The organism is Georgenia sp. SUBG003 (assembly GCF_000715355.2).
Classification (GTDB): Bacteria; Actinomycetota; Actinomycetes; order Actinomycetales; family Actinomycetaceae; genus Georgenia.
Genome location: NZ_CP180204.1, coordinates 3,863,459 through 3,882,650 on the forward strand (window position 1 = coordinate 3,863,459; position 19,192 = coordinate 3,882,650).

Below are 19,192 nucleotides of genomic sequence, written 5' to 3' on the forward strand. Positions count from 1 at the left end.
GCATGCCGTCCGCCCAGGAGGCCTCGGGCCCCGCGAGGTAGGTGACGACCCCGTGGCCCAGCTCGCCGAGGTGCTCCAGCGCCCGGCGGGCCCCGCGGGGGTTGTCCGGCACCACGGACGGGATCTCGCGCACGGCCCGGTTGAGCGCGACCATGGGCTTCTGCTTGGCGATCATCCGGATCGCGGCGTCGGACATCCGGGAGGTGCCCAGCACGATGCCGTCGACGATGGGCAGCGCCCGCTCCAGCGCCTCGCGCTCCCTCCTGTCCGACTCGCGCGAGTCCACGAGGAGCACCGTGTAGCCGGCCTCCGCGGCCTCGTCCTGGACGCCGTCGATGATCTCGAAGTAGACGGGGTTGGTGATGTCCGGGACCACCACGGCCAGCAGGCCCGTGCGGGTGGTCACCAGCGCCCGCGCCATCGGGTTGGTGCGGTACCCGAGCTCGGCGGCCGCCCTGCGGATGCGCTCGGCGGTCTCGGCGTTGACCCTGCCCGGACGCGAGAACGTGCGGGACACCGTCGACGGCGCGACACCGGCCGCCTGGGCCACGTCGTAGATCGTCGGCGAGCTGCGACGTCGGGCAGGCCCCGGAACCTCCTGCGCGGATCCGCGCGGCTGCGGGTGGTCGGCCGTGTCGCCCGCTCCCTCGCCGCCCTGCCGCGCGGCGGTGCCGTTGGTCTCCACCGACGTCCTCCCCCGGGGGTCCGGTGGGGCAACCGTACGAAAGCGCAGCATCTGTGGCAAACGGTTGCCGGAGCGCCCGGCCGCAGACTCCGTCGGCACCGGCTGGTCCGACGGGCGCGGGAGGTCCGCCGGCACCAGGAGAACCGCCCCGGGACAGGTGACGCAGGGAGCGCGCGATCCGGCTCGCTTGTGTGCACGCCACGCCGACGTAACCCGAAACGCGCGCACCCGATGGTGCTTTGTATACAAAGTGCCCTTCGTGCGGCTACCGTTGACCCGTGCGCGCCAGCGAGCGGGTCTACCAGTCCCTCCGGGACGACATCGTGTCCTGGCGCCTGCGCCCCGGTGCGGTCCTCTCCGAGGTGGAGCAGGCGGAGCGGCTCGGCGTCTCCCGCACGCCGCTGCGCGAGGCCCTCGGCCGCCTGGCTGCCGACGGGCTCGCCGTCGTCGGGAAGGGACGCACGCTCGTGGTCTCGGACCTGCGGGCCGGGGGACGTCGAGCATCTCTTCGAGCTGCGGGAGGCCCTCGAGACGCAGGCCGCCCGGCTCGCCGCCCGCCGGCGCGACCCCGCCACCTTCGCCGCCCTGCGCGAGCGGTTCGCGGCGGCGCCGGGGCTGCTGAGCACCACGGACCCGGACCGGCGGGCCTACTGACGCCCTGGTCGCCGAGCTGGACGCGGCGATCGACGGAGGCCGCCGCCAGCCCGTACCTCCTCCGGTCCCTCGCCTCGCCGGGCGGCACCCGTGCGCGGACGCTGCCGGAGCGCCTGGCTGCGCCCGGCCGGGAGGCCGACCTCACATCAGTGCCGGAGACCGGGCCCTGGGTACGGGTGCGCTTCATCTCGGTAGAAGCCGGGCGTGGCGGAGACGAGCACGGGCCCCGTCCCACAGCCGGCCGGCCGCCTCACCCTTCGGTGCGGGGGTGACCACCGGGCCGAAGAAGCCGACGCCGTCCACGGCGACGACGGGGGTCCCGACCTCGTCGCCGACCAGGTCGAGCGCCGCCTGGTGGGACGCCCGCAGGGAGTCGTCGAGCTCGTCCGACGTGGCGTAGCCGGCCAGCTCGGCCGGCAGGCCGACCTCGGCCAGCGCCTCGTCGATGACGGCGGCCAGGTCGTCGCCGCGCCCGCCGGGGTGGATGCGGGTGCCGAGCGCGTCGTACAGCGGCTTGAGCACCTGGTCACCGTGCTGCTCGCGCGCGGCGTTGACCACCCGCACGGGCGCCCACGCCCGCTCCATCAGCGAGGCGTAGTCCTCGGGCAGGTCACGACCCTCGTTGAGCACCGACAGGCTCATGACGTGCCAGCGCACCTCGACGTCGCGGACCTTCTCCACCTCGGTCATCCAGCGGGAGGTCATCCAGGCCCACGGGCACATGGGGTCGAACCAGAAGTCGGCGGTGGCGGTGGTCGTCTCGGTCGTCGTCTCGGTCATACGGCCATCGTACGGACGACGGCGTACGCCATCCTGTGGGCTCAGGCACACCGGCCCTGTGCTGGAATGTCGGGGTGCTCGTGACCGTCACCTACCTGCAGGCGAGCGACCCCGCCGCGCTCGTACCGCCGTCGTCCCCCCGGCCGGCGTTCACGCTCGAACGGGTGGAGCGGCCGGATCCCGACCTCAGCAGACGCCTGTACTCCGCAGTCGGGGCGGACTGGCAGTGGACCGACCGGCTGCCCTGGCCCCGGGGCGAGTGGGCGGCGTGGCTCGCCGTGCCCGGCCGCGAGACGTGGCTGGCCACGGTCGCCGGCGAGATCGCCTGGTGCTGGAGCTGTCCGCGGTTCCGGAGTAGCCCGCGGTGCCCGAGGTGGTGGGAACTGGCTCGCCCAACGGGTTCCCGACGGAACCGGTCGGTGGGGTCGGTCCTTGCGTCATGGCCTGTCCTTGTCTCGAGGTGGTGGTCACTTGAGCGCTCGTTGCTCATCGTGTGCCAGTTCCGGCCACCTCGCCTCCTGAGAGGAAAATCGCGGGGTTCAGGGTCTTGTGGTAGGCGCACCGGCTCTGATAACGCCTACGGCCCACCGCACCGCCCATCGCGAACGCGGACGCGCGCACCGTGTCGGCGGCCCGGCCGTGGGTCGTGAGCTCGGTCTCTCCCGGCGGCTCAGCCCTTCGCCCCCGGTGGTGGCGATCCCCTCGACGAAGTGCCGCTGGCCGAGGAAGAAGAGGACGATCATCGGGGATGGTGGTGATGACGGCTGGCCGTCACGATGATCTCCCCAGTGCCACTCGCCGCCGAACCCGAACTGGTCGAGCAACGGGAACAGCCTCGGCGGCGGCACCGCGGACAAGGTCATCACCTAGCGGACGACCGGGCGGACGTCGTCCTCGTCGGTGACTGGGACGGCGACGGCGTCGACACGCTCGCCGTCCGACGCGGCAACGCGTACCACATCAAGAACACGATCAGCGGCGGCCCCGCCGACAGGATCGTCTACTACGGCCGCGCAGGCGACGAGGTGCTCGTGGGCGACTGGGACGGCAGACGCGGCGACAGCCTCGCCGTCCGGCGCGGCAACGCGTCACTACGTCAAGAACACCATCAGCGGGCGGCCCCGCCGACCTCGTCCTCGCCTACGGCCGCGCAGGCGACACGGTCCTCACGGGCAACTGGGACGACAAGGGCGGCGACTCCCTCGCCGTCCGGCGCGGCAACGCGTACTACGTCAAGAACACCATCGCGGGCGGCCCCGCCGACCTCGTGCTCACCTACGGCCGGGCCACCGACGAGGTCTACGTCGGCGACTGGGACGGTGACGGGGACGACACCCTCGGCGTCCGCCGGGTCCCGTAGCCGGACGCGACGGGTCCCGTAACGGCGCCGGCCGAGCTCACCTCCGCCGGCGCCGCCGCCCCACGGTGACGAGTGCCCCCTGCGGCAGGACCACGTCCGGGTCGAGCGCCGCGGGCAGGGAGTTGAGGAAGACGGTGAAGATCGGCGGGCGACGCTGACGGAGCTCGAGCCGTCCGCCGTCGGCCGGAACCTTGTCAGGATCGCTCCGGAACGCGGCAGCCGCCTCCGGTCGCGCAGGATCTTCATCAGGAACTCGAGGAGCATGTTGGCGATCGTGGTCATCGGGTCTCCCTCGTCGTCGAAGTGGTGCGCCAGACCACTCGTGGCCGGCTACCCACGAACGTACGAAGGCCGATGGGGGAAAGCATCGGGGCCCCTCCCCTACGGAGGTGCGACCGCGTGGGGATCCGCCCCGGCACGACCAAGGGGGTGAGGGGGGACCTACTCCCCCAGCAGGGCGCGCAGGCGGGTGAGCATCTCCGCCCGGGTGTCCACGCCGAGGCGACGGCGGATCCGGGCGATGTGGTGCTCGGCGGTGCGCGGGGAGATGAAGATCGTCTCCCCGATCTCCCGGTAGGTCTTGCCCACGAGCACCAGTCGCGCGACCTCCTTCTCGCGCGCGCTGAGCCCGGTCTCGTCCACGACGCCGACCGGTATCCCCGGTCGGGGTGGTGCGGGCCGGCGTGACGGGGCCCGGCGCGACGGGCCGCGACCGGACCGCCCCGGACGGAAGCGCCCCGGACGGTTCGGCTCCGCCGTCGGCCACCGGGACGAGGCGCACGCGCCTCAGCAGGACGGATCCGGCGGAGCCGGGGGGCCATCAGAGGTAGCGGCTGGGGTCGAACGCGGCGAGCGGGATGATGCGCACGCGCGGCAGCACGGAGGTGAAGGCGCCGAGGTCGTCCTCGAGGTCGAAGATGCGCAGGCCGCGCTCGGTCAGGCCCGCGAGCTCGGAGTTGAGGAACTCGCGGAAGCACAGCACGCCGACCCGCCGGCCGGCGTCGAGGAGCCGCTCCACCTGGGGGATGTAGTCGCCGTCGTGCGAGGCGAGCAGCACGTCGCCCTGGCCCTGCTCCAGGATGGCGTCCATCGTGCGCTGGATACCGATGTCGACGACCTTCTCGTGCACCGTCCCCGCCAGCGGGATGGGGTGGAAGTCCATGGCCAGCAGCGCCTGGACGAACCCCATGGGCATCTGCCCCGACGTCGCGTTGAGGAAGAACAGGCCGCGCGCGTTCTCGTCGTCCCACACGTCCTCGGCGAAGTGCATCACCCGGTCCCAGCGGGGCCGCTCCTCCGGCGCGGGGCGGCGGCCGAGCACGCTCATGCCGAGGGTGGCGTCGATGTTCTCGCCGTCGACGAGCAGGTACGTGGTGCGGGAGTCGGGCATGGGGCCACAGTAGTGGCGGCTTCCGTCCGCGCATCGCGCCGCGCCCCGGCCGGCGTGCGCCGGCGCCGTAGGCTGCCCGGGTGCGAGACGTGCGGAGCGTGACCCTGCTGGCCGGCGGCGTGGGCGGGGCCAAGCTCGCCCAGGGGCTCGCCCGCGCGAGCGACGACGTCACCGTCGTCGTCAACACCGGTGACGACGCCGAGATCTACGGGCTGTCCGTCAGTCCCGACCTCGACACGGTCATGTACACCCTCGCGGGGATCGCCGACCCGCAGAACGGGTGGGGCGTCGCGGGGGACACCTTCACCACGCTCGAGCAGATGACACGGCTGGGCCAGGACACCTGGTTCCGCCTCGGCGACCGCGACATCGCCACCCACGTCCTGCGCACCGCTCAGTTGCGCGCCGGCGTGCCGCTGTCGGCGACGACGGCGCAGCTCGCCGCCGCGCTCGGCGTCCGGGCGCGCCTGCTCCCCATGACGGACGACCCCCGTGGCCACCCTCGTCGACACGCCGGCCGGGCGGCTGGAGTTCCAGGAGTACTTCGTGGCCCGGCGCCACCAGGACGAGGTGCTCGGCGTCGTCCTCGAGGGCGTCGAGCAGCGCGGCCGGCGCCGGGAGTCCTCGACGCGCTCGACGCCGACGTCGTGGTGGTCGGCCCGTCGAACCCCTTCGTCAGCATCGGCCCGGTGCTCGCCGTCCCCGGGGTGCGCGAGCGTCTCGCGGCGTCGGCGCCCGCCGCGTCGCGGTGAGCCCGATCGTGGGCGGGCGTGCGCTGAAGGGCCCGGCCGCGGCGATGCTCGGCGCCATGGGCCACGAGGTCTCGGCCCTCGGCGTGGCGCGGCTCTACGCGGGGCTTGCCGACGTCTACGTCCTCGACGACAGCGACCGTCACCTCGCGCCCGCCGTCGAGGACCTCGGCATGGCGGCGCTCGTGACCCGCACCGTCATGGGCGGGCCCGAGGACCGCGAGCGGCTCGCCCGCGAGCTCCTCGCCGCGTGACGACGACGGCGCAGCCCGGCCCGGGACCGGCACGTGAGCGCGGGCCCGTGATCGCCGTCGTCCCCCTGCGCGGCGGCGCGCCCGCCAAGACGCGCCATGGACGTCGGCGTCGCCGCCCTCGCGCTCGCGGCCGCCGCGCCCGTCATGGCCGTGGTGGCCGTCCTCGTGCGGCGCGACCTCGGCAGCCCGGTCCTGTTCCGTCAGGAGCGTCCGGGCCGCGGCGGCGAGGTCTTCACGCTGGTGAAGTTCCGCAGCATGCGCGACGCGGCCGAGACGCCCGGCGACGACGACGCCGCGCGCCTCACCCGGTTCGGCACGGCCCTGCGGGCCACGAGCCTCGACGAGCTGCCGACCCTGTGGAACGTCCTGCGCGGCGACATGAGCCTGGTGGGCCCGCGCCCCCTGCGCACCCACTACCTCCCGCTGTACTCCCCGCGGCAGGCCCGCCGGCACGAGGTGCGGCCGGGCGTCACGGGGCTGGCCCAGGTCAGCGGCCGCAACTCCCTGGACTGGGACGAGCGGCTCGAGCTCGACGTGCGCTACGTCGAGACCCGGTCGTTCTGGCTGGACCTGCGCCTCCTCGCCCGCACCGCCGCGGTCGTGCTCTCCGGGACCGGCACCGCGCCGGACGGGGCGGCGATCATGCCGAGCTTCACCGGGAGCGCCCGTGTCTAGGACCCTCGAGCCGGTCGGCCGCCCGGCGCGGCCCGCACGCTGACCAGCCTCGCGGCGAACGTCGGGGAGGAGTCGGTGGTCTCCCGCACCGGCGGCGCCCCGACCCTCGCCGTCGGCATCGCGACGATCATGAACCAGTGGTTCGGCGGGACCGCCCTGATGGGCTTCTGGTACCACTTCGCCATCATGTTCGAGGCGCTGTTCATCCTCACCGCCGTCGACGCCGGCACGCGCGTGGCCCGGTTCATGCTCCAGGACGCGATCGGGAACTTCGTCCCGAGGTTCAAGGACACGTCCTGCGCCCGGGTGCCTGGATCGGCACCGCGCTCATGGTGGCGGGCTGGGGCTACATCCTCATTCTCGGCGTGACCGACCCGCTCGGGGGCATCAACACCTTCTTCCCGCTGTTCGGCATCTCCAACCAGCTGCTCGCGGCCATCGCGCTGGCCGTGGTCATGGCGATCGTCGCGAAGCGCGGCACCTTCAAGCACCTGTGGGTCGTGGTGCTGCCGCTGGCGTTCGCCACCGTGGTGACCGTCACCGCGTCCCTGTACAAGATCTTCTCGCCGGTCCCGACGGTCGGGTACTGGGCGCAGCACAACGCGTGCGCCCGCCGACCGGCCGACCGGTCCACGGCTGGCCCGCTGCCCGGCCGACCGGTTCCCCGTGGTCTCCGACACGACGCGTCCGATACCCTCCCCCTCGGCACCGTCTGTCCGAAGGAGAAGTGAATGAAGCGCCGCGCCCCGATCGCGACCGCCACCGCCATGGCGTTGGCCCTGCTGACCTCGTGCTCGGCGGGCGGTGACGACGCCGCTCCGGCCGGGGCCGCGACGGCACCTGCCGCGAGCAAGGGCGAGGACACCGGGGCGGCGGAGAGCGGCTCCCCGGACGCCACCGGCGCGGGCGTGGCGGACGTCGACCCCGCCGACGTGCAGGCCGAGCAGACCTACGACGTGCCCGGGAGCGACGACTCGGCGACCATCGGCGTGCACTCCCTGGTGGTCGAGGGAGCCGTGATGACGCTGCGCCTCGTGTTCACCCCGGACTTCTCCTCAGTCAGCGACGCGGAGGAGGTCAACATCTACGACATCGTCGGGCACGCCGGCCGCTTCGCACCGACGCTGGTCGACCGCGAGAACCTCAAGGAGTACGACGTCGTCGGCGGCGCCCCGACGGAGTGGTCGTCCGACACGGTGCACACCATGGTGACCAACGGCGAACCCGTGGTGTGGTGGGGCGTCTACGCGGCACCGGAGGACGACATCGACACGGTGGACATCCGGGTGCTCGACGAGCTTCCGGAGTTCACCGACGTCCCCATCACCCGATGAGCGCGTCGAGCTTCCGGCGCGGAGCCGGCACCACCTGCGCTCCCGCCTCCGCCGCGAACCGCGCGGCTGTCACCCTGGTCGCCGCCACCGCGTCGGCGGCCGTCCTCGCCACCGTCGCGGCCGCCGTCGTCCTGGCGTCGCGGACGCGCTCGAGCGCATTCAGGTCCACCCCGAGGAGATCGCCGAGGCAAAGCGACGACGCACCGCCGTCGCCATCGCGTTGCGCAAAGAGTTCTCCTCGGGTGGCGACCATGCACGCACCTACGTCAACGGCAGCGTCGCGCACGGCGACGCCCTCACCCCCCCTGGTCGACGTCGATCTCGGCGTCGTCGTCCCGGATCCCGACGGCGAGTACGGGCCTGGCAACGGCGGTCCGCTCGCGCTGAAGGAGCGCGCCGCGAACGCCGTGCGACGCGAGCTCAAGGAAGAGTTCGGCGACCTGCGCGTGGAGGTTAAGGGCCGCAAGCGGTCGGTCCTGATCCGATTCAACGAGCCGATGCGCCAGGGTTGGGACGACTTCACCGCCGACATTATCGTCGCCCTGGACCACCCCTCCGGCAGCGGGCTGTACATCCCCAAGGACAGCACCTGACGGCTTCTACGACCGGGTCTTCTCCGCCCTGCGCGTGCCGTACGAGCCCGTGCGGTGGAAGAACGACGTCGAGTACGACCCCGAGCACGAGATGGGCAAGCCGGCGCGCATCGCCGAGCTGATCCACGCGTACCGCTCGCGCGGCCACCTCATGGCGGACACCGACCCGCTCGCCTACCGCCAGCGCCGGCACCCCGACCTGGACATCACCAACTACGGCCTCACCCTGTGGGACCTCGAGCGCACCTTCCCCACCGGCGCTTCGGCAAGGCCGCACGGATGACGCTGCGCGACATCCTCGGCCGCCTGCGCGACTCCTACTGCCGCACCATCGGCGTCGAGTACATGCACATCGCCGACCGCGCCCAGCGCACCTGGTTCCAGGAGCGGCTGGAGACCCCGTACGCCAAGCCCACCCGCGAGCAGCAGCTGCGGATCCTGCGCAAGCTCAACGAGGCCGAGGCGTTCGAGACCTTCCTGCAGACCAAGTACGTCGGGCAGAAGCGCTTCTCCCTCGAGGGCGGGGAGTCCCTCATCCCGGCTGCCTGGACACCGTCCTGACGGGCGCCGCCGCGGACGGTCTCGACGAGGTGGGCATCGCCATGGCCCACCGCGGCCGGCCTCGGAACGAGCCTCCCTCGTCGTCGTCGGAGCCCGCGGGCTGGGGCGGGTCGCGGGCCCGCTGCTCGGCTCCGTCTCGCAGAAGGTGGCGGCGCACGCCCGCGGGCCCGTGCTGGTGGTGCGCGAGGAGGCCGTCGACGACGGCGGACCGGTCGCCGTCGGCGCGGACCCGGGCGGCGGCACGCCCGAGGTGATGGAGTACGCGTTCGAGGAGGCGGTGCGCCGCCGGACCGGTGTGCTGGTGGTGCTGGCGACGGAGAAGGAGTCCGCGCCGCCGGGGTACGCCGACGACCAGGTGCACGGCCTCCTGCGGGAGGCGACCGCCCAGACCCGGCAGCGCACGAGCGCGGAGGTCCAGGCCTGGTCGGCCCGCTACCCCGGCGTGCCGGTCGAGGAGGTGTTCGTGCGCCAGCACCCGGTGGAGGCGCTCGTGTCGGTCACGGACCGCGCCTCGGTCGTCGTGGTCGGGAGCCGCGGGCGGCGGGGGGCTGCGCGCGGTGCGGCTGGGGTCTGTGGCGCGCGGCGTGCTGCACCGTGCCCCTCTCGTGCTCGTGGTGCGCGTGCACCAGGAACCGCCCCCACTAGGCTGATGCTCCGGACCGGGGTCTGACGGAGGGCGGGCGGATGGGCGAGGAGGAGACGACCAAGGGCCGTCACGAGACACCCGACGAGCGCGCGGACCGGAACTGGAACGAGCTGCTCCAGGAGCTCCGCGTCACGCAGACGGGCGTGCAGCTGCTCACCGGGTTCCTCCTGACCCTGCCGTTCCAGTCGAGGTTCGACGAGCTCGACGACGTCCAGGTCGGCATCTATCTCGCCCTGGTCCTCCTCGCCGCGCTCACCACGATCCTGGTGATCGCGCCGGTGAGCCTGCACCGGCTCCTCTTCCAGCGGCGCATGAAGATGGTCACCGTCCGGACCGGGCACCGGATCGCGCTCGCGGGACTCTCCTCGCTCGCCCTCGTGGTGGTGGGCACGGGTGCTGCTGGTCTTCGACGTGGTGGTCGGCAGGTCCACGGCTATCGCCGTGGCGGGCGCGGTGCTGGTGCTGGTCATCGTCGGCTGGCTGGTGGCCCCGCTCGCCTTCGGGCGCCGTGCGGCCCGGGAGGAGGCTGGGCGGGACGCGCAGGGCCACCCCGGGCAGAGGGCCGCGGACGACGCCACCTCCCCCGCCGGAAGCGGCGCCGGCGCGTGAGCGGCCCGATCCGCGTCACCTCCACCGTCCGTCTCGACCCCTCCGAGCTGCGGTGGCGTTTCTCGCGCGCGTCCGGCCCCGGTGGTCAGGGGGTCAACACCACGGACTCCAGGGTCGAGCTGTCCCTCGACGTGGCGAGCTCGCCCGCGTTCTCGGAGGTCCAGCGGGGCCGGGTGGTGGACCGCCTGGGCGGCCGGCTCGTCTCCGGCGTGCTGACGGTCGTCGCGGCCGAGCACCGCTCCCAGCTGCAGAACCGGCGTGCCGCGCTGGACCGGCTCGTCGCACAGCTGCGGGACGCGCTGATGCGCACAGCGGTCAGGAGCAGGACGAACCCGCCCGTGACGGCGCCGGCCCCGGCGACGCCCGCGCCCAGCTCTCCCCTGCGCTCCGTCTACCTCAACAACCGCGCTGACCGCGTCCTCCGACGTGGTCTTCTCCTACGGGGCCCTCGGCTCCTCCATCATCGTCGGCGACTGGGACGGCAACGGCTCCGACACCCCCGCGGCTCGGACGCAGCAGTACTTCGAGGTCCGCAACTCCAACACCTCCGGCCCGGCCGACAGGAAGTTCGTCTACGGCCGCCCCGGCGACGTCGTGCTGGTCGGCGACTGGGACAGGAACGGGGTCGACACCCTCACCGTGCGCCGCGGCCGCGAGTACCACGTCAAGAACTCCGTCACGTCGGGCGTCGCCGACCAGGTCATCTACTACGGGAAGCCGGACGACGAGATCCTGGTCGGGGACTGGGACGGGAACGGCACCGACACGTTCGCGGTGCGGCGCGGCAACCTGCTCTACATCAAGGACACCATGTCCGGCGGCGTCGCGACCGGGTCATCGCCTACGGCCGGCCGGGCGACACCATGCTGGTCGGGGGGGGCGAGGGCGGGGCACCGACCGGTGCGGAGAGCGGCCAGCCCGCCGGCGCGCAGGCGGGCGAGCCTCTCGTCGTCGACGGCAGGGTGCAGATCCGGGTCGTCACCGCGGACGCGGCCGAGACGCAGCAGGCCCTGGTCACGGTGGCGGATCTGCGCGCCGCCGTCCACGACGTCGACCCGGACGCCCTCGTCGGCGGGGCCGCCGCTCAGCGTCTCGACACCCAGGAGACTGCCGCCAAGGACCTGCGGACGATCATCCCGGTGGTGCTGGTGGCCATCTTTCTCATGCTCGTGCTCCTGCTGCGCTCGATCGTCGCGCCGCTGGTGCTGCTCGCCGCCAACCTCCTCTCGTTCGGGGCAACCATGGGGCTGAGCGCGGTGGTGTTCAACCACGTGCTCGGCTTCCCCGGCGCAGACGCGACCGTGCCCCTCTACGGGTTCGTCTTCCTCGTCGCCCTGGGCATCGACTACTCGATCTTCCTCATGACCCGCGTGCGCGAGGAGTCCCTGCAGCACGGCACCCGCAGGGGAGTGGAACGTGGCCTGGCCGTGACCGGGGGGCGTGATCACGTCGGCGGGACTGGTGCTGGCAGCGACGTTCAGCGCACTGGCGGTCATCCCGCTGCTGTTCCTCGTGCAGCTGGCGTTCATCGTGGCCGCGGGCGTGCTCGTCGACACCTTCGTGGTCCGGTCGCTGCTGGTGCCCGGCGTGATCCACGACCTCGGGCGCGCGGCCTGGTGGCCGTGGCAGCGCCGGGTACCGCAGGACTGATCCACAGGCTCGCGCCCACCGCCCGCGGCTGTGGAGGACGGCCGCCGCGCCGGGCGGCAGGTGCTTGGGTCGCGTCATGGCCCGCCTTCGTCGTCGCCCCCGTCCCAGCACGGTCCCCGAGGTCCCGGGGTACCGCCTCGAGACGCTGCTGCGGAAGAAGAAGGGCGATCTGAACGAGGACGACGAGGCGCACATGCGCAAGGTCGTCGGGTACGTCCACCGGCACCTCGCCCAGCGCCCGGACGGGGACGTGGAGCGCACGAGGTGGCGCTACTCCCCTGATGAACTGGGGGACACGACCCACTCAAGGACTGACCCGGCGGACGACGCTGGCGCGCCGGCGGGGATGCGCACCGCGCAGCGGCGGTGGGCCGTGCGTGAGATGCACCGAACCCGGCCTTCGGGCCGGGGGGGGTTCGGGTGTTGGGGGGGTCTTTTGCTGCCCCTCGAGAGCACTGCGCCCGCTGACCCCGCGCTGACGACGATCGGAACGCCCACGCTGTGGGCGGTGACCATCGGCTTCGTCCTCGCCCTGCTCGTCCTCGACTTCCTCGTGACGCGCAGGCCCCACGAGGTCTCCATGAAGGAGGCCGTGGGCTGGAGCGTCTTCTACATCGCACTGCCGCTGGCCTTCGGTGGGTGGATCTGGGCCCGCTACGGATCCACCACGGGTGTGGAGTACCTGACCGGGTACCTCGTGGAGAAGTCCCTCTCGGTCGACAACCTGTTCGTGTTCATGCTGCTTCTCTCCGCGTTCGCGGTCCGGCCGTCCTGCAGCAGCGCGTGCTGCTGTTCGGAATCGTGGGCGCGCTGGTGCTGCGCGGGATCTTCATCGCGCTGGGGGCGGCGGTCCTGGCCAACTTCAGCTGGGCCTTCCTGCTCTTCGGGGCGATCCTCCTGGTGACCGCCGCCAAGATCCTTCGTGACCAGCTCACGGGGAGCGGGCACGACGTCGACGTGTCGTCGATGCGTTCGGTTCGCGTGCTGCGGCGGTTCATGCCGGTGACCGAGGACTACCGGGGGCCCCGGATGAGTGTCGTCGAGGGCGGGCGCCGCATGCTCACGCCCCTCGCCGTCGTCGTCGCGGCGGTCTTCGCCACGGACGTCGTGTTCGCCGTCGACTCGGTGCCCGCCGTGTACGGCATCACCGGCGATCCCTACCTCGTCTTCGCGACCAACGCGTTCGCGCTGCTCGGCCTCCGCGCGCTGTACTTCGTGCTCCAGGGGGCCCTGAGCAAGCTCGTGCACCTCGGCTACGGGCTGGCGGCCATCCTCGGCTTCATCGGCGTCAAGCTGGTCCTGCACTGGGCGCACGGCGAGTGGGCGGGCGTCCCGGAGATTCCCACGATCCTGTCGCTGGTGGTGATCCTGGTGATCCTGGCCGTGGTCACCGCCACCAGCCTCGTGGCAACACGCCGCGGCGGTGATCGCGAAGGCTCGGCGCACGTCGCCCAGCCCGGCGGCCACCACGGTCCTCAGCACTGAGGTCCCGCCCCAGACATTCCGATGTGCCGGGAAACACTTGCCTTCGACCAGCCGATATGCCGTAGGCTCGTGCCCGCATGCGGCACTGGACGAGCGAGAAGGACGTCTTCGCCGAGTACCGCGTGGACGAGCAGCTCGCCAAGGGCATGGACCGAAAGGTCTGGCTGCCCTCGGGCGGCTCGCTGGTCATCGACCGGACCGAGGCGATGACGGTCATCGACGTCAACACCGGGAAGTTCACCGGCTCGGGCGGCACGCTCGAGGAGACTGTCACGCGCAACAACCTCGAGGCGGCCGAGGAGATCGTCCGCCAGCTGAGGCTGCGCGACATCGGCGGCATCATCGTCATCGACTTCATCGACATGGTGCTCGAGTCCAACCGTGACCTCGTGCTGCGGCGCCTGCTCGAGTGCCTGGGGCGCGACCGCACGCGCCACCAGGTGGCCGAGGTGACGTCGCTGGGCCTGGTGCAGATGACCCGCAAGCGCGTGGGGCAGGGCCTCGTCGAGGCCTTCTCGACTCCTTGCGAGCATTGCAACGGGCGCGGGTTCATCGTGCACGAGGAGCCCGTCGAGCGGTCCGGGTCCGGCGAGTCCCGCCCGCACGGGTCCGACGACGGCGGGTCGCGCCGGCGCGGTCGCCGTGCTCCGGCGCCGGTGGTCGAGACCCCGGAGGAGGCACCGGCGGAGGACCCGGCGGCCGTGGCCACTCCATTCCGTTCCATTCCATTCCATTCCATTGTATTCGGGTTAATTCCATTCCATTCCATTCCATTCCATTCCATTCCATTCCATTCCATTCCGGATCCATTCCATTCCATTCCATTCCATTCCATTCCATTCCATTCCGTTCCATTCCATTCCACTCTATTCTATTCCTTCCATTCCATTCAATTCCATTGCAATACAGTTGATTCCATTGCTTTGCATTCCATTCCATTCCATTCCATTCCGGATGATTCCCCTGCTGCTCGGCGTCGGGTGGGTGGTCGTGGTCGTGGCGATCGCGGTGCTCACGGCCCTGCTCGTCGGCGGCATCGTCGCCGCGCTCGGCGACGCCGCGCCGGCCGTGGCCGTGATCGTCGTCCTCCTGGTGATCCTCGCCGCCGTCGTCGGCGCTGCCTTCTTCGCCGTGCGGCTCACGCTCTCCGCCCCCGCCCTCATGCTCGAGCGGACCGGCGTCCTCGAGTCGCTGCGCCGTTCGTGGTCGCTGACCCGCGGCCACTTCTGGCGGATCTTCGGCTCCCTGGCGCTGGCGGTGGTCATCGTCAGCGTCATCTCGTACGCGCTGATGATCCCCCTCAGCCTGGGCATGGCGTTCACGGGCACCGACATGACCGCCATGGTCGTGACGATGATCGTCTCGATCGGCCCCGGGCGGCACGGCCGACGGCGGACCGCCCACGATCTCGACGTCGAGCTCGACCGCTCCCTCCCAGGAGGCGCGAACGCCCCCGCACCACTCCGTCGCGCCAGATCATCACGGCCGCCACGGTACCGGCGTGCGGCGGGTGGGGACGGCTCGGGCCGGGTTGCGGGTCGCCGGAGCACGTGTGGCAGGATCGCCGGCAGAGCAAGCACGTGCTCCGGGGTCGGTGAAATTCCGAGCCGGCGGTGACAGTCCGCGACCCGGTACCAGCAGCATCGGTACCGGCTGACCTGGTGGAACTCCGGGACCGACGGTGAAAGTCCGGATGGGAGGCAGCACGTGGCGCCGTGACGGACCAGTCCGTCCGGCGCCACCATTCGTCGCACCCTCCTGCCCGGCCGCCCGTGCCGAGAGGCAGGAGGAGCAGTGGCGACGACCACGACCACACGTGCGACCGTCGAGTCGCTCGCGCTGGAACGGGCGACCGAGCTGGCGGCCCGGGGGCCGCTCGCCGGCGGCAACCCCAGGGTGGGGTGCGTGCTGCTCGGCGTGCACGGCGACGTGCTCGCGAGGGGTACCACCGGGGGGCGGGCACGGCCCACGCGGAGACCGACGCGCTCGCCCGGGTGGATCCCGGCCCGAGCGTCATCGGATCGAACGGCTTCGCGATCACCCCTGTCGCCCCGGTCTGGGACCATTCCTCCTCGCGGCCCGGGGTCGCCTTCGCCGTCAGGTAGATGATCGGGATGTCCCGTGTCGCGGACTCCGCGCGGAGCATGCTCAGGATCGCGGGGCCGTCGACCCGCGGCAGCATGACGTCGAGCAGGACCACGTCCGGGCGGTGGGTGCGGGCGAGCTCGACGGCTTCGGCGCCGTCCGCCGCCGTCGTCACTCGCCAACCGCCGACGAGCTCCAGCGCCATCTGCGCCACCTCACGGATCGTCTCGTCATCATCGACCACGAGCGCGTGTCCGGCCCCCATAGCTTCCCCCCGGTCAGCGAATCGGCGCGGCTTCGCAGCCGTTACGGGCGACGTTACCGTCCCGCTGCCCCCGTTTCAGCACGGCAGGAGGAAGTGCCCGTCGATAGGGTCTGTCCCCATGGGGGAAGACGTGGCGTCGGTCCGTGGCGTGACCTTTCGCCGGTCGCAGTCGCCACCGCGCTGTGGATCCTCACCAGTACCGCCGTCCTCCTGAGCGGACTCCCGGAGACGGTCCGGGCTGCCTTCTCCGGCGGCGCCATCGCCGTGACGGCGGTGGTGGCCGCGCCCGGCGGCTGCGGCGTCACGCGCGCGACGGGCGCGGTGCGGGCGGTCGGGCTGCTCGCCCGCGGCCTTCAGGTCGCCGCGGAGGTTCTTCGGCAGCGAGAACATGATGTCCTCGGTCGCCGTGCGGACCTCCTCCACGCCGGTGTAGCCCAGCGACTTCAGCCGGTTGATCACGTCACGCACGAGGATCTCCGGCACGGACGCCGGAGGTCACCCCGACGCTGGTGGCGCCCGCCAGCCACGCGGGGTCGACCTCGTCGGCCTTGTCCACGCGGTAGGCCGACCCGGCGCCCGCCTCGAGGGCCACCTCCACGAGCCGGACCGAGTTGGAGGAGTTCGCGGAGCCGACGACGATAACCACGTCCGCGTGCGGCGCCAGCTTCTTGACCGCGACCTGCCGGTTCTGGGTGGCGTAGCATCTGACGGACTTCGACCAGTACCACGACCACCTCATGCTCCACCCGGGCGAGTTCACGGCGCTGTTCAACACGATCCTCATCAACGTCACGGGCTTCTTCCGCGACCCCGACGCCTGGGACTATCTCGCGAGGACGGTCGTCCCGGAGCTGCTGCAGCGGCGGGACGGGCACGACGTGCGGGGTGTGGAGCGCGGGGGTGCGCCTCCGGCGAGGAGGCGTACTCGCTGGCGATGGTCCTCGCCGAGGCGATGGGCATGGACGCCGTGCGCGAACGGGTCAAGATCTACGCCACCGACGTCGACGAGGAGGCGCTGGCTCACGCGCGCCTGGGGACGTACACGGAGATGCAGGTCCAGGCGATCCCCGAACCATGCGTGCCAAGTACCTGGAGGCCACCGGCGACCGCTTCGTCCGGAGCCGGAGTCGTCCGCCTATCCGCCGGCCGGGCCGGCGTGGTCCGCCTCGCCGGCGGAACCGTCGTGGACGGCCGGCCCGTACACCGAGCCGGCGTGGTCCGCGTCGACCCGCACGCCGGAGGACCAGCAGGTCTGGTCGGCGGCCACCACCGCCCCCGCCTCGGCGCCGCCGCGCGGCGTCCGGACCGGGACGCTCGTCCTGGGCCTCGTGCTGGCGCTGGCGGGCTTCGGCGCCCTCGCCACGGGGCTGGGCTACCAGCTGGATCTGCAGCTGTCCGTGATCGTCGTGCTCGTGGTCGCGGCGCTGGCGCTGCTTCTCGTCCCGCTCCTGCAGCGTGGGCGGCGCGACGACGACGGTCCGCCGCTCGCGTGACGGCCCTCTCCGGGATGCCCGCTCCCGGGACGCGCCGGAGCCCCGCCACCCGTGGAGGTGGCGGGCTCGCGCGAGCGGGATCAGACCCTGGCGGGCACGCCGTCGTCCGTGCGGGCGGCGACGGTGGCCGGTGCGGCCTTGGCGAGCGAGTTGAACGCGGCGCCGAAGATCAGCATCAGGACGCCCATGCCCATCACGAAGGCGGCCACGCCGTAGGAGACCACCGAGGTGAACAGCGACGCCCGGAGGAACGAGGCGTTCATGACCGTGGTGCGCTGGCCCTGCAGCTCCTCGGCGAGCGCGGTGTCACCGGCCTCCTCGGCGGCGCGGACCTCGTCCCCGAGCTCGGCGTAGGTGCGGCCCTCGGTGCCGGCCAGCGCGTGCTCGTTGATGATCTGCGCCTGGGCGAAGGCGGAGAACGGGCCGTTGACGTCGTCGCCCGGCAGCATCTTGGAGTCCTCGGCGACCGTGATGTTCTGGTCGGCGAGGTTGGAGGTGATCAGACCCCAGGTGACGGCTCCGGCGACGATGAAGACGATGCCGGCGACGATGGAGACGATTCCCGCGAGCTTGGCGGTGCCGTTCTTCATGGCAGATGTCCCTCTCGGACTAGGTGCCGGGTCCACCGGCGAGTTTTCCGGATCGTGCTCTTTGCCTGATCCGTCCTGACACGAAAACGATATTGGGGGCAAATCGCCCCTCCGCAAGCCGAAAGTCCCAGAAGCCGCGACCCTCAGAGGTCGGGCGTGTGACCCTCGTCTCGGACGAGGGACCGGGAACGGCCGTACAGGGCCTGCGCGGCCGCAAGGACCTCCGGCCAGCCCGCCGCAGGGGGGACCGTCCTGTTGTGGACGAGGATCCGGCGCAGCAGCTCGCGGTCCTGGGCGAGCCGCACCAGCGCGCCCACGAGGGCGTCGTCGGCGGCCGGGTCGCCGAGCCCCGAGGACCGGTCGGGGGTGAGGAGCCCGTCGACCCCGTCGACGACGAACTCGCTGATCCCGGTGCCGCGCCCCGCCACCACCGCGAGCCCGCTGGCCCGGGCCTCCAGCGCCGCGATCCCGAACGCCTCGAGCCGCGACGGCGAGAGGAAGACGTGGGCGCCGGAGTAGTGCCGGGCCAGCTCCCCGCGCGTGACGGTCCCGTGGAGGGTGACGACGTCGCCGGCCTATGCCTCCGGGCAGCTCAGCGGGCCGTACGGGCAGTCCCAGCCGGGCTATGCCGGGCAGCAGCCGGCCTACGGGCAGTCCCAGCCGGGCTATGCCGGGCAGCAGCCCGCTTACGGGCAGCCCCCCGGCTACGCCTACGGCGGAGCGCCGGTGGCGCCCCCTGCCCAGCAGGCGTACACGCAGCGCAAGGCGTCGGTCGGAGAGGCGTTCCGCTACGCCTGGCAGGGCTTCAAGGCCAACGCCGGGCCCTGGATCGTGGCGGCCCTCGTGCTCCTCGTGGTGTCCGGGATCGGCTCGAGCATCGAGCAGTCGATCGTCTGAGGCGTGCGCACGCGCGGCCCACGTCTGGTGCCGGCCCGCTCGCCCCTCCACCCTCAGGCACCCGACCGAAAGGAACCCATGAGCACCGTCAGCGACGTCACCGACGCGACGTTCGACGCGGAGGTCCTCAGCTCCGACCGTCCCGTCCTCGTCGACTTCTGGGCCACCTGGTGCGCCCCGTGCCGCCAGATGGCGCCGATCATCGACGAGATCGCGGCCGCGCACGGCGACAGGATGAAGTTCGTCAAGCTCGACACCGACGCCAACCCCGCGACCGCGCAGCGTTACGGCATCGTCTCGATCCCGACGTTCAACGTCTACCAGAACGGCGAGCTCGTGAAGTCGATCGTCGGCGGTAAGCCGAAGAAGGCGTTCACCGAGCAGCTCTCGGAGTTCCTCTCCTGAGCGTCGCCCGCGAGGAGTCCTGAGCGACGTCC

The 19,192-nt window shown here is 72.1% G+C and carries 19 protein-coding genes, 12 pseudogenes and 1 riboswitch; of the genes and pseudogenes, 20 read left to right on the forward strand and 11 right to left on the reverse strand.

All coding sequences use genetic code 11. From position 1 onward, the window contains the following. Positions 1-31: 31 nt before the first annotated feature. A pseudogene (locus DA06_RS20545) lies at positions 32-736 on the reverse strand (LacI family DNA-binding transcriptional regulator); the annotation flags it as partial. A 227-nt stretch (positions 737-963) separates the two neighbouring features. Between DA06_RS20545 and DA06_RS20550 the strand changes: the two are divergent. Further along, positions 964-1,095 (forward strand): annotated as a pseudogene (locus DA06_RS20550) (GntR family transcriptional regulator); the annotation flags it as partial. After that, positions 1,031-1,339, forward strand: coding sequence for an FCD domain-containing protein (locus DA06_RS20555; RefSeq protein ID WP_052437030.1), 309 nt, complete (start codon positions 1,031-1,033; stop codon positions 1,337-1,339). The pseudogene DA06_RS20550 and the gene DA06_RS20555, both read left to right, overlap by 65 nt. A gap of 157 nt (positions 1,340-1,496) precedes the next feature. On the opposite strand, the pseudogene DA06_RS20560 reads toward DA06_RS20555, so the two are convergent. The 5 genes and pseudogenes from DA06_RS20560 to DA06_RS20580 form a co-directional block, all read right to left on the reverse strand. After that, a pseudogene (locus tag DA06_RS20560) lies at positions 1,497-2,119 on the reverse strand (DsbA family protein); the annotation flags it as partial. Between the two features lie 539 nt (positions 2,120-2,658). Continuing rightward, a complete protein-coding gene (locus tag DA06_RS20565) occupies positions 2,659-2,982 on the reverse strand; it encodes a hypothetical protein (protein WP_418605899.1) in 324 nt (107 codons plus the stop codon). A gap of 245 nt (positions 2,983-3,227) precedes the next feature. Next, the gene (locus tag DA06_RS20570; RefSeq protein WP_418605900.1) at positions 3,228-3,761 is read right to left on the reverse strand and encodes a hypothetical protein; all 534 of its coding nucleotides are present in this window, start codon (positions 3,759-3,761) and stop codon (positions 3,228-3,230) included. Between the two features lie 159 nt (positions 3,762-3,920). Then, positions 3,921-4,121 (reverse strand): helix-turn-helix domain-containing protein, encoded by a 201-nt coding sequence (locus tag DA06_RS20575; RefSeq protein WP_043503987.1) that lies wholly within the window; start codon positions 4,119-4,121, stop codon positions 3,921-3,923. A 178-nt stretch (positions 4,122-4,299) separates the two neighbouring features. Beyond that, on the reverse strand, positions 4,300-4,869 hold the full coding sequence (locus DA06_RS20580) for an NYN domain-containing protein (protein WP_043503992.1): 570 nt from the start codon (positions 4,867-4,869) through the stop codon (positions 4,300-4,302). Positions 4,870-4,967: 98 nt separating this feature from the next. Here DA06_RS20580 and DA06_RS20585 point away from each other — a divergent pair, with 98 nt between their 5' ends. The 5 genes and pseudogenes from DA06_RS20585 (at position 4,968) to DA06_RS20605 (ending at position 7,881) form a co-directional block, all read left to right on the forward strand. Next, positions 4,968-5,621: a 2-phospho-L-lactate transferase CofD family protein gene (locus tag DA06_RS20585; RefSeq protein WP_418605902.1), complete on the forward strand. Its 654-nt coding sequence runs from the start codon at positions 4,968-4,970 to the stop codon at positions 5,619-5,621. Then, complete coding sequence (locus tag DA06_RS20590) at positions 5,618-5,872, forward strand: hypothetical protein (RefSeq protein ID WP_418605904.1); 255 nt, start codon at positions 5,618-5,620, stop codon at positions 5,870-5,872. The genes DA06_RS20585 and DA06_RS20590 overlap by 4 nt, the downstream gene beginning before the upstream one ends. A gap of 96 nt (positions 5,873-5,968) precedes the next feature. Then, positions 5,969-6,547, forward strand: a complete 579-nt coding sequence (locus DA06_RS20595) for a sugar transferase (RefSeq protein WP_052437031.1) — start codon at positions 5,969-5,971, stop codon at positions 6,545-6,547. A gap of 39 nt (positions 6,548-6,586) precedes the next feature. After that, positions 6,587-7,152, forward strand: a pseudogene (locus DA06_RS20600) (carbon starvation CstA family protein); the annotation flags it as partial. Positions 7,153-7,278: 126 nt separating this feature from the next. Beyond that, the gene (locus tag DA06_RS20605) at positions 7,279-7,881 is read left to right on the forward strand and encodes a hypothetical protein (RefSeq protein ID WP_043504007.1); all 603 of its coding nucleotides are present in this window, start codon (positions 7,279-7,281) and stop codon (positions 7,879-7,881) included. On the opposite strand, the gene DA06_RS20610 is transcribed toward DA06_RS20605, so the two are convergent. Further along, complete coding sequence (locus DA06_RS20610; RefSeq protein ID WP_418605906.1) at positions 7,871-8,134, reverse strand: hypothetical protein; 264 nt, start codon at positions 8,132-8,134, stop codon at positions 7,871-7,873. The two genes, DA06_RS20605 and DA06_RS20610, sit on opposite strands and share 11 nt — an antisense overlap. Between DA06_RS20610 and DA06_RS20615 the strand changes: the two genes are divergently transcribed. From DA06_RS20615 to DA06_RS20660, 10 genes and pseudogenes are all read left to right on the forward strand, one after another. Continuing rightward, positions 8,133-8,474, forward strand: coding sequence for a hypothetical protein (locus DA06_RS20615; RefSeq protein ID WP_418605907.1), 342 nt, complete (start codon positions 8,133-8,135; stop codon positions 8,472-8,474). The two genes, DA06_RS20610 and DA06_RS20615, sit on opposite strands and share 2 nt — an antisense overlap. Beyond that, a pseudogene (gene kgd / locus DA06_RS20620) lies at positions 8,473-9,094 on the forward strand (multifunctional oxoglutarate decarboxylase/oxoglutarate dehydrogenase thiamine pyrophosphate-binding subunit/dihydrolipoyllysine-residue succinyltransferase subunit); the annotation flags it as partial. The gene DA06_RS20615 and the pseudogene kgd, both read left to right, overlap by 2 nt. A gap of 14 nt (positions 9,095-9,108) precedes the next feature. Next, a pseudogene (locus DA06_RS20625) lies at positions 9,109-9,207 on the forward strand (universal stress protein); the annotation flags it as partial. A 6-nt stretch (positions 9,208-9,213) separates the two neighbouring features. Continuing rightward, the gene (locus tag DA06_RS20630; protein ID WP_418608128.1) at positions 9,214-9,705 is read left to right on the forward strand and encodes a universal stress protein; all 492 of its coding nucleotides are present in this window, start codon (positions 9,214-9,216) and stop codon (positions 9,703-9,705) included. Positions 9,706-9,719: 14 nt separating this feature from the next. Further along, positions 9,720-10,586, forward strand: a pseudogene (locus DA06_RS20635) (DUF6328 family protein); the annotation flags it as partial. A 585-nt stretch (positions 10,587-11,171) separates the two neighbouring features. Beyond that, positions 11,172-11,940, forward strand: a pseudogene (locus DA06_RS20640) (MMPL family transporter); the annotation flags it as partial. Positions 11,941-12,016: 76 nt separating this feature from the next. Continuing rightward, positions 12,017-12,844, forward strand: coding sequence for a DUF3140 domain-containing protein (locus DA06_RS20645; RefSeq protein WP_418605908.1), 828 nt, complete (start codon positions 12,017-12,019; stop codon positions 12,842-12,844). Beyond that, positions 12,727-13,425 (forward strand): TerC family protein, encoded by a 699-nt coding sequence (locus tag DA06_RS20650; RefSeq protein ID WP_418608129.1) that lies wholly within the window; start codon positions 12,727-12,729, stop codon positions 13,423-13,425. Before DA06_RS20645 ends, DA06_RS20650 begins: the two co-directional genes overlap by 118 nt. A gap of 74 nt (positions 13,426-13,499) precedes the next feature. Continuing rightward, positions 13,500-14,132 (forward strand): annotated as a pseudogene (locus tag DA06_RS20655) (ribonuclease E/G); the annotation flags it as partial. 247 nt (positions 14,133-14,379) lie between these two features. After that, positions 14,380-15,042 carry a glycerophosphoryl diester phosphodiesterase membrane domain-containing protein gene (locus tag DA06_RS20660; RefSeq protein ID WP_418605909.1) on the forward strand — a complete coding sequence of 221 codons (663 nt, stop codon included), beginning with the start codon at positions 14,380-14,382 and terminating at the stop codon, positions 15,040-15,042. Next, positions 15,002-15,136, forward strand: a riboswitch (FMN riboswitch). It overlaps the preceding gene by 41 nt. A 309-nt stretch (positions 15,137-15,445) precedes the next feature. Here DA06_RS20660 and DA06_RS20665 read toward each other — a convergent pair. Together DA06_RS20665 and DA06_RS20670 are read right to left on the reverse strand one after the other, a co-directional pair. After that, positions 15,446-15,775, reverse strand: a pseudogene (locus DA06_RS20665) (response regulator); the annotation flags it as partial. Between the two features lie 309 nt (positions 15,776-16,084). Then, positions 16,085-16,478: pseudogene (locus DA06_RS20670) on the reverse strand (4-hydroxy-3-methylbut-2-enyl diphosphate reductase); the annotation flags it as partial. 255 nt (positions 16,479-16,733) lie between these two features. Between DA06_RS20670 and DA06_RS20675 the strand changes: the two are divergent. Beyond that, positions 16,734-16,787: pseudogene (locus tag DA06_RS20675) on the forward strand (hypothetical protein); the annotation flags it as partial. A gap of 561 nt (positions 16,788-17,348) precedes the next feature. Here DA06_RS20675 and DA06_RS20680 read toward each other — a convergent pair. After that, positions 17,349-17,858, reverse strand: coding sequence for a hypothetical protein (locus DA06_RS20680; protein ID WP_043504050.1), 510 nt, complete (start codon positions 17,856-17,858; stop codon positions 17,349-17,351). Positions 17,859-18,001: 143 nt separating this feature from the next. Continuing rightward, complete coding sequence (locus tag DA06_RS20685; RefSeq protein WP_418608130.1) at positions 18,002-18,388, reverse strand: glycosyltransferase; 387 nt, start codon at positions 18,386-18,388, stop codon at positions 18,002-18,004. Positions 18,389-18,398: 10 nt separating this feature from the next. Between DA06_RS20685 and DA06_RS20690 the strand changes: the two genes are divergently transcribed. Both DA06_RS20690 and trxA read left to right on the forward strand, forming a co-directional pair. Then, positions 18,399-18,755: a hypothetical protein gene (locus DA06_RS20690; RefSeq protein WP_418605910.1), complete on the forward strand. Its 357-nt coding sequence runs from the start codon at positions 18,399-18,401 to the stop codon at positions 18,753-18,755. 78 nt (positions 18,756-18,833) lie between these two features. Next, the gene (gene trxA, locus DA06_RS20695) at positions 18,834-19,160 is read left to right on the forward strand and encodes a thioredoxin (RefSeq protein WP_043504064.1); all 327 of its coding nucleotides are present in this window, start codon (positions 18,834-18,836) and stop codon (positions 19,158-19,160) included. Positions 19,161-19,192: the final 32 nt, after the last annotated feature.